Source organism: Embleya sp. NPDC055664 (genome assembly GCF_053618075.1).
This window is the reverse complement of sequence record NZ_JBSHGZ010000053.1, coordinates 44,940-56,938: the sequence shown is the minus strand read 5'-3', so window position 1 is coordinate 56,938 and position 11,999 is coordinate 44,940. Positions and strand designations below refer to the sequence as shown.

The window sequence follows — 11,999 nt, the reverse complement described above, 5'->3', positions numbered from 1 at the left end:
GCCCCGGGCGCGGGGGCTGCCGGGCCGGGCGCGGGGGCGGCGGAGCGCGGGCGCGGTCGGGGCGGCGGGCGCGGCCGACTGCCGAGCGGTGGCAAGGCGCGCTTCGCAGGGGTGGGGCGGGTGAGCCGGGTTCAGGACTCCGCGGGCTCCGTGCCGGAAAGGCCGAATTCGTGGTTCAGGCGGTCCCAGAAGCCGTTGCGCAGGGCACGACGCAGGTCCTCGTGCGGGCGCAGCGAGTATTGGAGGACACTCTCGGCGTCCACGAGCAGGCCGCGGTCGATGGCCTGGGGCAACATCGGGCCGGGCATCAGGTCGGCCAGGTTCTCCCGGCCGCGCACCACCAGCCAGCGCTCGGCGATCTCCTGGCCGATCCGCCACGCCTGTTCGGCGGTCGGCGGGCCGCCGGGTTGCACGGTCAGCACGCCGGCGTGCGTCGGCGGCAACATCACCGGCGTCACGCAGGTCTCGCAGAATTCGCGGTGCAACATTCGGGTGACGTCGGCCTCCCACACCAGCGGGTCGGCCTGATTGGTGCCGTACGCGGGTTCGACGCCCCACAGGTGCACCCGTACGCCGTAGGACTGGGCCGCCTCGACCGCCGAGACCAGGTCCTCGTCGCCGCTGATCACCACCGCGTCGTCGATCGCGTGGTTGCGGGCCAACGATTCGAGGTCGCTGCGGATCAGCGAGTCGACGCCCTTTTGCTGGTTGTGCGCGTTGAGGTTGCCCAGTCGTACCTTCACGTCGGGGAGTTCGGCGATCTGTCGCTGCTCCACGGTGTGCACCCGCTCGCGCGCGCCGTCGTACCAGTACACCCGCAGCAGCCGGCCCTCCGGGAACACCCGGCGGGCCTCGTCGATCAGGCCGGTGATCAACTGCTCCGCGTCCACCCGGAAGGCCCGGCGTTCGGCCGAGCCGGCGACGAGCAGGCCCATCGCCGCGTACACGTAGCCGACGTCGACGAACAGCGCGTGCGTCCCGAAGTGCAGCGGCGGCGAAACCGATCGCACCAGGACGGCCGGTCGGGTGAACGGGTCGGTCAGCTCCGCCAGTGCTCCGGGGGCGCCCTCGAAGCCCGCGACCGGGTGGTCCTCCAGCGGACCGCCGTGCTCGGCGCCGAGGTCCTCGCCGGATTCGTGCACCACGGCGCCGAAGGCGGCCGTGGCACCCGTCCGGACGTCGTCCTCTCCCGGATCGTGCAAAGTCTCTCGTCCTCCCGTGGCACCGGGTGCCCGGCGCCTGGATGCGTGTCGATGTGTTCAGACCGCATTGTCCTATGCCGGCCGCCGTCGCGTCCTCGCTTGCCTCACGCGCGATGTCGCGTCATGCGTCACGTGTAAGCCATCGGATGTCAGGAAAGGAACATTTCAGTCATGGGAATGCTATCGGTGTGACCGCTGTTGTTCAGTGCGGTGCCGGTTGTGACCCCTGCCGGGTCTTACCCGATCCTCACGGATCCCGGCACCCATCCTTGTGAGCGGGGCTTTCGGCACGACCGTGTCGCCCCGCGCTACTTCGGACCGGAGGGAAGGGAGACGCACATGCGTTACCGAATCACCAACCTCAGCCGAGCCCAGGAATCGACCGGGTCCAACCCGGCCAACTGCGCCGTCGTCGACATCGACACCGTACAGGCGGCCCTGAAACGGGCCGAGGCCTACGGCGAGCGCCTGTACATCCGCCCCGTGAAGGCGGCGGCGGACGCGGGCTGATTTTCGACTGAGGCTGAATCGAGGGCGCTCCCCCGTTCGGGGAGCGCCCTCGTCGTATCCGGATGCGTTTCGGGTCGGGGCCGGCTCAGTGGCCCCGGGTCACCCACGCGTCGTAGTCGGTCGCCTCCGCGCCGATCGTCGTCTCGTCGCCGTGACCGGTGAGCACGCGCGTGCCCTCGGGCAGCCCGAGCAGGCGCCCCTTGATCGACTCCAGGATCACCGGGAACGACGAGAACGAGCGCCCCGTGGCGCCGGGGCCGCCCTTGAACAGCGTGTCGCCGGAGAACAGCACGGCCAGGTCCGGGGCGTACAGGCAGACCGCGCCCGGCGCGTGGCCCGGGGTGTGCAGGACCCGCAGGTCCAGGCCCGCGACGGTGATCACCTCGCCGTCGGCCAGGTCGACGTCCGGCGCGCGGTCGGGATAGACCGCGTCCCACAACATGCGGTCGCTCGGGTGCAGATGGATCGGCGCGCCGGTGCGCTCGGCCAACTCGGCGGCGGCGTTGATGTGATCGTTGTGGCCGTGGGTGAGCACGATGCCGGTCACCGTACGATCGCCCACGCGCGCCGCAATGGCCGCCGCGTCGTGTGCGGCGTCGATCACCACCACCTCGCGGTCGTCGCCGACGATCCACACGTTGTTGTCCACGTCGAAGTCCTGGCCGTCGAGCGAGAACACGCCCGAGGTGACCACGTGGTCGATGCCGGCCATCAGAGGATCACCACCGAGCGCAGCACGTCGCCGTGGTGCATCTTCTCGAACGCGGCCTCGACGTCGGCCAGGGTGATGCGCTCGCTGACGAACGCGTCCAGGTCGAAACGACCCTGGCGGTACAGGTCGATCAGCATCGGGAAGTCGCGCGAGGGCAGGCAGTCGCCGTACCAGGACGACTTGAGCGCGCCGCCGCGGCCGAACACGTCGAGCAGGGGCAGTTCGAGCGTCATGTCCGGGGTGGGCACGCCGACCAGGACCACGGTGCCGGCCAGGTCGCGGGCGTAGAACGCCTGCTTGTAGGTCTCGGGGCGGCCGACCGCGTCGATCACCACGTCGGCGCCGAAACCGCCGGTGAGTTCGCGGATCGCCTCGACCGGGTCGCCCGCCTTCGAGTTCACCGTGTGCGTGGCGCCGGCCCGGCGGGCCCACTCCAACTTGCGGTCGTCGAGGTCGACGGCGATGATCCGCGCCGCGCCGGCGAGCCGGGCACCGGCGATGGCCGCGTCGCCGACCCCGCCGCAGCCGATCACCGCGACCGTGTCGCCGCGGCCGACATTGCCGGTGTTCACCGCCGCGCCCAGGCCCGCCATCACGCCGCAGCCGAGCAGGCCGGCCGCGGCGGGGTCCGCCTCGGGGTCGACCTTGGTGCACTGTCCGGCGGCGACCAGGGTCAGTTCGGCGAACGCGCCGATCCCCAGCGCGGGGCTCAGCTCGGTGCCGTCCTCCAGGGTCATCTTCTGCTTGGCGTTGTGCGTGGCGAAGCAGTACTGCGGACGGCCGCGCCGACACGCGCGGCAATCGCCGCACACCGCACGCCAGTTCAGGATCACGAAGTCGCCGACGGCCACCTCCGTGACGCCCTCGCCGACCGACTCGACGATGCCGGCGGCCTCGTGGCCGAGCAGGTACGGGTAGTCGTCACCGATGCCGCCCTCGCGATAGTGCAGGTCCGTGTGGCACACGCCGCACGCCTGCACCTTCACCCGCGCCTCGCCCGGACCCGGGTCCGGCACCACGATGGTCTCGATCGAGACCGGTGCGCCCTTGGCGCGTGCGACGACGCCGCGTACCGACTTGCTCATGTCCTCCGCCTCTCCCCAACCACCGACTGCTGCTTTTCGCACCCTATGGCTTCGCCTCGATGAAGCCCCGGACCCCGTCCGCGCACAGCTGTACCGCGATCGCCGAGAGCAGCAGGCCCGAAAGCCGGGTCACCAGGACCACACCGCTCTCCTTGATGATCTTGATGATGCCGAGCGAGAAGCGCATGGTCAGCCACAGGACCACGTGAATCGCCACGATCGCGATCCACACCCCGAGGTACTGACCGGCGCCGTGCGCCTTCTGCACGCTGACGATCGCGGCCACGATCGCACCGGGGCCGGCCAGGAGGGGGGTGCCGAGGGGCACCAGGGCGACGTTGACGTCCTTGTTCTCGGTCGGCTCCTCGGCCTTGCCGGTGAGCAACGACAGTGCCACCAAAAGCAGGAGCAGACCTCCGGACACCTTGAGCGCCGGGATCGACACGTGCAGATAGTCGAGGATCTTCCGACCGAACAGCCCGAAGACGGAGATCACGCAGAACGCGACGGTGGCCGCCTGCCAGGCCATGCGCTTGCGCACGGCCTGCGGTCGGCCACCGGTGAAGCTCAGGTACAGCGGGATGATGCCCGGCGGATCCATGATCACGAAGAGGGTGACGAAGGACGAGCCGAAGACAGTGACGTCGAACCAGTTCATGGGGAGAGGGGTCTTGCTCCTGTCGCCAGTTCCGCGATCGCCCCGTACGACTCTGGATCTGTAGTGTTTTCTCCGAGATTGATCGTTTTGCGGGTGCCATGGTAGTCACTCGAACCGGTGGTGATCAGCCGCAGCTCGCTCGCGAGACCGCGCAGGTGTGCCCGCATCGTGTCGTCGTGGTCCATGTGGTCCACCTCGATCCCGGCCAGACCCGCCTCGGCCAGCTCGGCGATCGTGGCGTCGGAGACGGTGCGCCCGCGCGTGACCGCGCCCGGGTGGGCGAACACCGCGGCCCCGCCCGCGCCGGTGATCAGCCGTACCGCGTCGGCGGCTTCGATCTCGTACTTGCCCACGAACGCCCGTCCGCCGTCGCGCAGCCACTCGGGAGTGAACGCGGCGGACACGTCCGCGACCACGCCCGCCTCGACCAGGGCGGTGGCCACGTGCGGCCGGCCCACCGCGCCGCCGCCCGCGATCTCCCGCACCCGCTCCCAGGTGATCGGCGCGCCCAACTCCCGGCAGCGCGCCACCATCGCCTCGGCCCGGCGGACCCGGTCGGTGCGCACCAGCTCGCGCGCCCGGGCGAACTCCGGCTCGGCGGGGTCGAACAGGTAGCCCAGCATGTGCAGACTGATCCCGCCCTCGGCCACACAGGAGATCTCCGCGCCGCGCACCAGAGTCAGCCCGTCGGGCAGGGCCGCGGCCGCCTCCGCCCAGCCCGCGGTGGTGTCGTGGTCGGTGAGCGCGACCACGTCGAGGCCGGCCGCCCGGGCCTTGCGGACCAGGTCGGCGGGCGCGTCGGTGCCGTCGGAAGCGGTGCTGTGGGTGTGCAGGTCGATACGCACGCGGACCTCGTCTGCGGGAGGGTCGATGGACGCTCCCGACCCTAGGGCGTGCCTGTACCGCTTCGGACCGGGTCCCCCCGCGGGTCAGCAGTCGAGCAGTTGCGGGGACAGCGCCCCGCACGGCAACAGCTGCAACTCGGCCCCCGCGTCGCGCAGATCGGTGAGCACGACGTCGTCGTAGACCAGATGCCCCGCCTTGCCCGGCCACAGGATCGCCCACAACCACAGGCCCATCGCCTCGCCCGCGTACACCGCGCGGTCGGCCGGCGCATCGATCACGCACCACAGCGGGGTCGGCCGACCGGCCGCCATCACCTTCGCGGGCGCGGACTTGACGAAGTCGCCGCCCGGGTCGTGACCGGGCAACCCGGCGTAGCGGGCGCCGAGTCCGACCCCCAGCTCCTCGGCCACGAGCACCAGTTCGCCGCGTCCGCCCAGCGGCGCGGGACCGGTACAGGCGACCGCGACCGCCCGCGAGCCGCCGCGATCGTCACCGGCGTGGGCGACGCCGGTGTAGAGCCAGCCGACCGGCAGCGGCCAGGGCAACCAGACCGGCACCCGGGAGCGGCGCACCACCGCGTCCAACGCCTCGACACTGGGCGGCACGACGGGTTGCAGCGGAGGCACGGCGCCATGGATCTCGCATTCCCACGTCTCCGAGAACAGACCCGGAGCGCGGACCCGGCCGCCGCAGCGGGGGCAGCTCGGCTCGCCCTTCATAGGACAAGACGGTCCACTGCCCGAGGCTTCGCGTCAAGGACGATCACTCCTTCGGTGCGTCCGGACCACCGACCGGCGTACGACCGCCCACCGCGCGCCGGATGGGCACGCCCGCGCGCGCCCGCGCGCCGCTCGACGCAGAATCCGGCGGCGCGCCCCGTCGGGATCCGTGGGACGGGGACTAGGCTCGGGAGGCATGCGGCTCATTTCCTGCGTCGGTGCGATCGTCCTGGACTCGGAGGGACGGGTGCTCCTGGTGCGACGCGCGAAAATGCCGGGCGAGGGACAGTGGTCGCTGCCCGGCGGGCGGGTCGAGGAGGGTGAGACCGACGCGGTCGCGCTGGCCCGGGAGATGGTCGAGGAGACCGGGCTCGAGGTGACCGTGGGACCGCTGGTCGGCTCGGTGTTGCGACCGGCGCCCGACGGCGGCACCTACGAGATCCGCGACTACGCCTGTACACCCCACGGCGGCACCCTGCGCGCAGGCGACGACGCCGACGCGGTGCGCTGGATCGCCGCCGGCGAACTGGGCCGACTCGACCTGGTCGACGGCCTCCTCGACGCGCTGCGCGAGTGGAACGTCCCGGGGGTGGCATGAGCGGCCCCGCACGCTTGCTGGTGGTCGGCTCGATCAACGCCGACCTGGTGGTCCGGGTGCCGGCGCACCCCCGCCCGGGCGAGACGGTCCTCGGCGGCGACCTGGCGGTGCACCCGGGCGGCAAGGGCGCCAATCAGGCGGTGGCGGCGGCGCGGCTGGGCGCCGACGTGGCGCTGGCCGGCCGGGTGGGCGACGACGACCACGGCCGCATGTTGCTCGCGACGCTGCGCCGGGAGGGCGTGCGTACCGAGGCGATGCGCACCTCGCCCGGCGCCTCGGGCGTCGCGCTGATCACGGTCGACGACGCGGGGGAGAACGCCATCACCGTGGCCCCCGGAGCCAACGCCCGCTTCGGGCCGACGGATGTGGCCGACCTGGTCCCGGCGATCGAGGCCGCCGCGGTGGTCTCCCTGCAACTGGAGATCCCCCTCGACACGGTCCGGGCGGTGATCGAACGTTGCGCGGCGGCGCACACCCGGGTGGTGCTGAACCCGTCGCCGGCCGTATCGAGGCACGTGCTGACCTCCGGGGCGCTGCTCGGGGCCTGCGACCCGCTGGTCCTCAACGAGCACGAGGCGACCACGATCGCGGGCGAGGGCAACACCCGCGACGCGCTGAAGGTGTTGCGGGCACTCGACCCGAGCCCACGCTCGATCGTCCTGACCCTGGGCCCCGCCGGCGCGCTGATCACCGAGGCCGGCGCGGAACCGCTGCACATCGCCGCGCCGGCGGTGACCGCCGTCGACACCACGGGCGCGGGCGACGCCTTCACCGGCGCACTGGCCTGGCGCCTGGCCGCCGGCGACGACCTGCCCGCCGCGACCCGGTACGCGGTCCGGGTGGGCGCGGCGGCGGTGCGGCGGGCGGGGGCGCAGTCGTCGTACCCGACGGTGGACGAGTTGCCGTAGGGCGGACGTCCCGTGGGCGGGTCGCGCCGTTTCCGGACGACCCGCCCGTGTGGGTGACGGCGTGGCGCGTCAGCCCTCGATCAGCTCCGGGCGACCGGGCTGCTCACCGCCGCGCTTCTCCCCGTAGCTCTCCTTGGGCACCATGACCTTGCGCTTGAACACACACACGAGCGTGCCGTCCTGCTTGTAGCCCTTGGTCTCCACGTAGACGACACCCCGGTCGTCCTTGGACTTCGACTCCCACTTGTCCAGCACGAGGGTCTGGCCGTAGATGGTGTCGCCGTGGAACGTGGGTGCCACGTGTCGCAGCGACTCGATCTCCAGGTTGGCGATTGCCTTGCCCGAGACGTCCGGGACGGACATGCCGAGCAGGAGCGAGTAGATGTAGTTGCCCACCACGACGTTCTTGCCGAAATCGGTGGTGTTCTCGGCGTAGTTGGCATCCATGTGCAGCGGGTGGTGGTTCATCGTGAGCAGACAGAACAGGTGGTCGTCGTACTCGGTCACGGTCTTCCCGGGCCAGTGCTTGTAGATCGCACCGACCTCGAACTCCTCGTAGTAGCGGCCGAACTGCATCTCGGTCCCCTCTCACCTGGTAACACATCGAACAGGACGCATCACGTTCCGACGCTGTTCGACCCCGATTCGGGTACCCGCCCCTGGGGGTCGGGTGGCGACTGCGAGGCGACGAGCGCGTCGGCGGATGGGTTCGAGAATAGGGAGCCGACCGCTCGACGCAGTAGGGGGCGCCCGGTGACGTGGGTCATGGACGAATGGGATGGATGGGCGTAGGAGGAGTCCGCCGCCGGACCTCGGCGGCGGACCAACGCCTCTGCGCGTGGCGGGTGCGGTTCAGTGTTCTTGGATGCCGAGCACCAGGCTGTTCCACGATCCGGCGGGGATCGCGAGGTGACCTATCCTGCGGTCCTTGGTGTCACGGACGCCGACCTGATCGAGCAGTCCGGCCGCTTCAACACAGTCGGAGTTTCCGCCGCTATACGTGGACTTCCGCCAGTGCGCGGTTGTGGCGTCGAGAGCATGGGTCACCGATGACCCTCCTTGAGTTCGGTGATGCGCTGCGTGGATACCTCGAAGGGCAGAGCCGCTGCTTGAAGGCGCTGGAACGCATCCCGGTATGGCTCGACGTCTTCGTTGTACAGACGGGTCGTCAGGCCGCTGGTGCCTGGATGTGGAGTTGCGTCCAACGACATAACCTGGACGTCGACGTTCGGGCGTTGCATCAGGTCAAGCAGTCGTTGGCACTGATCACGCGTGATCGCCCCGGGCAGGTTCTCGCCTGAGGGCCACCCGAGACCCTGACTCCGATCGGCGAGTCAGGGTCCCGAGACTTCTCACGCCCTGTCGTCAGTCGGGACATGTGGGACGGCCGACGCCTCTGCGCGTGGTTCAGTGATCTTGGATGCCGAGTACCAGGCTGTTCCACGATCCGGCGGGAATTGCGAGGTGACCTCGGTTGCGGTCCTTGCTGTCGCGAACTCCGGCAGTCTGCGGAGAAAGCGGCGCGATCTCGACGCAATCGGAGTTCTGGGAGCCTCCGGAGTACGAGGACTTACGCCAGGCCGCTGGTGGTATCTGCTGATTCACAAGTCTTCCAACCTCGTAGCGAGCATCTTCTTCGTGTCCTCCGCGGACAGGGTGGCGTCTCGCAGATGATTCAGGAGACGCCTGAACCGGCGAACATCCAACTCGGAGTCCTTGGAGTGCATACCAGCTTCATACTCCAGGTACACGACGCTCGGGTCCGCCTGGTCGGGAAAGTCGAAGAGGGTTATTCCGCCCGTCAGCACGGCCCGTTGTGCGCTGAAGGGGATCACGCGGATGTCGACGTTCGGCCGTTCCGCGAGGTCGAGTAGGTGCCGAATCTGCTCACGCAGCACTTCGCGCCCGCCAAGCTCCGCGTGCAACAGAGCTGCGGCGAAGACGCTCGTCAGCTCCACGTCGTCCTCGTCGAGGATTTTCTGACGACGAACCCGTAGTTCGGCGAGCGTGTCCGCCACGTCCGGATCCGGCACGTGCGGCTGAGAACGGAAAACCGCATCCATATATCCGCGCGACTGAACCAGTCCGGGTAGCAGACCCGACTGCGCCGTGAAGATGTTGGACGCCCGCGACTCCAAGGCCACGAACTCTTCGAGTTGCGCACCCATGACATGCCCGTAGTCCTGCCACCAGCGGAAGCTGTTGGTCTCCTCCAGCCAGTTCTCGACGTGGCGAGTCTCAGCGTCCGTCGCGTCGTAAAGATTGCAGAGCTTCAAGAGGTCATGCCTGGTCAGTGAGACCTTCGCGGCCTCGATGCGAATCAGCTTGGTACGACTCCATTCGTTTGCCTGGACGACCTGATCAACCGTCAGCCCGGCCTTCTCGCGCAGTTGCCGCAACTCCGCGCCCAGCCGCCGTCGCGCATGGCTGGCCTGAACGACCATCGAACCCCCTTCACTTGGTCATAGTGTGCGCCGGCTCTCTGGTGCACGTCACACCCGCTTCCGGAGCTTCTCCAGGTCGGCGGATCCCTGCGCGCTCTTTCGATGAAAAAGTGGCGCGCACTAGTGCGCGCACTCTATCGTCACTATCGGCAGCCACACACGCACTGTGGGTCCATCTCACCGTGCGCGCCGTGGCTGTACTGCCTCCCGCCAGGAGTGACGTATGGCCACGCTCAGATCTGCCTCAACATGCTCGATGCTCGGTCGAACTTCGAGCGAACGAACAGCCCCCGAGTTGGTCGCCTCGTTGAACGAACGAAGCGATCCACGCTCGGCCCGCCTACTGGTCGCGAGTGCCATGGGCCGCATGGGCGCCACCCCCACCGCCATCGACGACGCGTTGCGCTGCATGGCCGAGGTCCATGGCAACGCAATACGACACACCCAGGCCGGGCCCATCTCCGCCCAGGTCTGGCGTCTCCCGACCACAAGCCGGGCGCTGATTGCAGTGGGCGACAGCAGCCCGGCCGCGCCCATCCGACGCTTCGCCAATGACGCCGAAGACGAGGGCGGGCGTGGGCTACACATCGTCGAAACTCTGTCCGACGCCTGTGGCTACGTGATGCACGGGGTCGGAAAGGTCGTTTGGTTCGCGATCTCGCTCCGCCGAGTCGAGGTTGCGCAACTCGGCATCGCATCGGGCCGCTTTCACACCCGCGACCAGCGCCACCCCACCCCCGGCCAGACAGGGGGAGCGGAAGGCAGTCGCGAAGCAACGCCAACAAGCACCGAAGTGGCGGCCGAGGGTCGTCGCTTCTTCAACCGGCAGCGGCCGGGCGTCTCGATTGGACGCGTGAGCCCGGCCGCTGTCCATCTACCACGGTGAGGCAGTGATGGAGAGTCGAGATTATCGGGCCGGCGGCGATGGATCGTCGGTTGTTGTGGGTTGTCGGGTTCGGCCTGTGGATCTGCCGGAGGGAAGCATCGCCACGCCCTCGCCGGCTGCCGAGGCGGTGGGCGTGGCGCGGCCGGATTCGGGCGGGCGGTCGCCGTACGTGTGCCCGGTGGGGCATCCCGTGGTGGTGGAACCGGTCATGACGGTCCGGCAGTTGCGGCGGGTGGATCACCTCGGGCAGGAATCGGAGGTGGTGTCGTTGCCGGTCGGGGCGGACTGTGCACCGCCCACCGTCGGGGGCGTGTCGCTGCGGGTGGCGGCATGAACCGGCCTGGTGAATGGTCGCAACTGCCGGTGCGAGTGCGGCAGTTCGTGGCGTCGCTGGTGGGGCCTGTCGAGTCGGTGGTGCCGGTGCGGAATCCGTATGCGAGTTCCTTCGCGGCAAAGGTGGTCACGACCGGGGATCCGGTCTTCGTCAAGGCCGCAGAGGAGGCCACCGCACAGTGGTCGGCTCGGGCGCAGACCAGCGAGATCGCGGCCAGTGCGGTGACCGGGGTGATGTCGCCGAGGATGCTGGGACACGGCGTAGTCGACGGATGGCGCGTACTCGTCTTCGAATACATCGAGGGCCGTCCGGTGCGCTTGTCCCTCGATTCGCCGGATCTGGCCCAGGTGGTCGGTGCGGTGGATCGAATCGGGCGGATCCGACCGGGTCGCAGTGCGGGGCTGCCGACCTTGGTGGGAAGGCTGCGTGAGTACATCCCACCCGGGCGGGACGGGGCGTTGCGTGGGGACCGGTTGCTGCATACCGATCTGACGTCCGCGAACATGATCGTTCGGCAAGACGGACGCCTGGCGGTGGTGGACTGGGGCCGGGTGGCGATCGGGCCTCGCTGGGCGGAGATCGCCTTCCTCGGCATGAACCTGGTACGCGAGGGTCACGACCTCGACGAGGTACGCCGGTGGATGTGGCACTTCCCGGAATGGCGCCGTACCCCACACCGCGCGCGCCGTGTCCTCGGAGAGACGTTGGTGGTGCGCTCGGGCGGCGAAGCGTCCTGGTTGTCGGCACTGGCCGACGCCCCGTCCCGAACCGACGAGGCGAACCGGTGATCGCGAACGGTGCCGACCCGGTACGCCCTCCGCCGGTGTGAGGGGAACCCGACGGAGAGGAGACGTGCGCACGATGACATACCAATTCGGGTGGACACGCGGCGCTCCGCCGAACTCGCACACCGCCGATCGCGCCCAGGACGAGCGGCTGAGCCGGTTGGTCCGGGAGTGGGTCGACGGTCCGATGCCGAACGCCGAAACACCTCCGGCGCCCTCGTCCACGCGACCGCGCCGGTCGTGGCGGTTGCCGGCACGGCTTCGCGCGTTGTGGCCCGGCCGGTGGCACGCGGCGTAAATCGGAAGCGCGAG

At 69.6% G+C, this 11,999-nt stretch carries 17 protein-coding genes; 6 read left to right on the top strand and 11 right to left on the bottom strand.

All coding sequences use genetic code 11. The features are described from left to right. Positions 1–131 precede the first annotated feature (131 nt). Complete coding sequence (locus ACWGR4_RS44925; protein ID WP_395788634.1) at positions 132–1,013, bottom strand: NYN domain-containing protein; 882 nt, start codon at positions 1,011–1,013, stop codon at positions 132–134. A 528-nt stretch (positions 1,014–1,541) separates the two neighbouring features. Here ACWGR4_RS44925 and ACWGR4_RS44920 point away from each other — a divergent pair. Further along, positions 1,542–1,712 carry a hypothetical protein gene (locus ACWGR4_RS44920; protein ID WP_380037099.1) on the top strand — a complete coding sequence of 57 codons (171 nt, stop codon included), beginning with the start codon at positions 1,542–1,544 and terminating at the stop codon, positions 1,710–1,712. Positions 1,713–1,797: 85 nt separating this feature from the next. On the opposite strand, the gene ACWGR4_RS44915 is transcribed toward ACWGR4_RS44920, so the two are convergent. The 5 genes from ACWGR4_RS44915 to ACWGR4_RS44895 all read right to left on the bottom strand — a co-directional run bounded on the left by ACWGR4_RS44915 (position 1,798) and on the right by ACWGR4_RS44895 (position 5,732). Beyond that, positions 1,798–2,427, bottom strand: coding sequence for an MBL fold metallo-hydrolase (locus ACWGR4_RS44915; RefSeq protein WP_452132140.1), 630 nt, complete (start codon positions 2,425–2,427; stop codon positions 1,798–1,800). Beyond that, positions 2,424–3,509, bottom strand: coding sequence for an S-(hydroxymethyl)mycothiol dehydrogenase (locus tag ACWGR4_RS44910; RefSeq protein WP_380005048.1), 1,086 nt, complete (start codon positions 3,507–3,509; stop codon positions 2,424–2,426). Before ACWGR4_RS44910 ends, ACWGR4_RS44915 begins: the two co-directional genes overlap by 4 nt. A 43-nt stretch (positions 3,510–3,552) precedes the next feature. Further along, complete coding sequence (locus ACWGR4_RS44905) at positions 3,553–4,167, bottom strand: MarC family protein (protein ID WP_452132137.1); 615 nt, start codon at positions 4,165–4,167, stop codon at positions 3,553–3,555. Next, complete coding sequence (locus ACWGR4_RS44900) at positions 4,164–5,012, bottom strand: PHP domain-containing protein (RefSeq protein ID WP_452132136.1); 849 nt, start codon at positions 5,010–5,012, stop codon at positions 4,164–4,166. The genes ACWGR4_RS44905 and ACWGR4_RS44900 overlap by 4 nt, the downstream gene beginning before the upstream one ends. Positions 5,013–5,096: 84 nt before the next feature. Further along, a complete protein-coding gene (locus tag ACWGR4_RS44895) occupies positions 5,097–5,732 on the bottom strand; it encodes a DUF6758 family protein (protein WP_380005054.1) in 636 nt (211 codons plus the stop codon). A gap of 196 nt (positions 5,733–5,928) precedes the next feature. Between ACWGR4_RS44895 and ACWGR4_RS44890 the strand changes: the two genes are divergently transcribed. Together ACWGR4_RS44890 and ACWGR4_RS44885 are read left to right on the top strand one after the other, a co-directional pair. Then, a complete protein-coding gene (locus ACWGR4_RS44890; RefSeq protein WP_452132135.1) occupies positions 5,929–6,330 on the top strand; it encodes an NUDIX hydrolase in 402 nt (133 codons plus the stop codon). Continuing rightward, positions 6,327–7,238 carry a ribokinase gene (locus ACWGR4_RS44885; protein ID WP_452132134.1) on the top strand — a complete coding sequence of 304 codons (912 nt, stop codon included), beginning with the start codon at positions 6,327–6,329 and terminating at the stop codon, positions 7,236–7,238. Before ACWGR4_RS44890 ends, ACWGR4_RS44885 begins: the two co-directional genes overlap by 4 nt. 69 nt (positions 7,239–7,307) lie before the next feature. Here the strand turns inward: ACWGR4_RS44885 and ACWGR4_RS44880 are convergent, their stop codons facing one another. The 5 genes from ACWGR4_RS44880 to ACWGR4_RS44860 form a co-directional block, all read right to left on the bottom strand. Continuing rightward, on the bottom strand, positions 7,308–7,814 hold the full coding sequence (locus tag ACWGR4_RS44880; RefSeq protein ID WP_020552598.1) for a MaoC family dehydratase: 507 nt from the start codon (positions 7,812–7,814) through the stop codon (positions 7,308–7,310). A 276-nt stretch (positions 7,815–8,090) separates the two neighbouring features. Further along, the gene (locus tag ACWGR4_RS44875) at positions 8,091–8,285 is read right to left on the bottom strand and encodes a DUF397 domain-containing protein (protein ID WP_452132133.1); all 195 of its coding nucleotides are present in this window, start codon (positions 8,283–8,285) and stop codon (positions 8,091–8,093) included. Further along, positions 8,282–8,479, bottom strand: coding sequence for a hypothetical protein (locus ACWGR4_RS44870; protein ID WP_452132132.1), 198 nt, complete (start codon positions 8,477–8,479; stop codon positions 8,282–8,284). The genes ACWGR4_RS44875 and ACWGR4_RS44870 overlap by 4 nt, the downstream gene beginning before the upstream one ends. 166 nt (positions 8,480–8,645) lie before the next feature. Then, a complete protein-coding gene (locus ACWGR4_RS44865) occupies positions 8,646–8,843 on the bottom strand; it encodes a DUF397 domain-containing protein (protein WP_452132131.1) in 198 nt (65 codons plus the stop codon). Beyond that, positions 8,840–9,682, bottom strand: coding sequence for a helix-turn-helix domain-containing protein (locus ACWGR4_RS44860; RefSeq protein ID WP_452132130.1), 843 nt, complete (start codon positions 9,680–9,682; stop codon positions 8,840–8,842). The genes ACWGR4_RS44865 and ACWGR4_RS44860 overlap by 4 nt, the downstream gene beginning before the upstream one ends. Positions 9,683–9,905: 223 nt before the next feature. On the opposite strand from ACWGR4_RS44860, the gene ACWGR4_RS44855 reads away from it, so the two are divergent. From ACWGR4_RS44855 to ACWGR4_RS44845, 3 genes are all read left to right on the top strand, one after another. Continuing rightward, the gene (locus ACWGR4_RS44855; protein WP_452132129.1) at positions 9,906–10,568 is read left to right on the top strand and encodes an ATP-binding protein; all 663 of its coding nucleotides are present in this window, start codon (positions 9,906–9,908) and stop codon (positions 10,566–10,568) included. Positions 10,569–10,644: 76 nt separating this feature from the next. Then, the gene (locus tag ACWGR4_RS44850; RefSeq protein WP_452132128.1) at positions 10,645–10,902 is read left to right on the top strand and encodes a hypothetical protein; all 258 of its coding nucleotides are present in this window, start codon (positions 10,645–10,647) and stop codon (positions 10,900–10,902) included. Then, complete coding sequence (locus tag ACWGR4_RS44845) at positions 10,899–11,690, top strand: phosphotransferase family protein (RefSeq protein WP_452132127.1); 792 nt, start codon at positions 10,899–10,901, stop codon at positions 11,688–11,690. Before ACWGR4_RS44850 ends, ACWGR4_RS44845 begins: the two co-directional genes overlap by 4 nt. Positions 11,691–11,999: the final 309 nt, after the last annotated feature.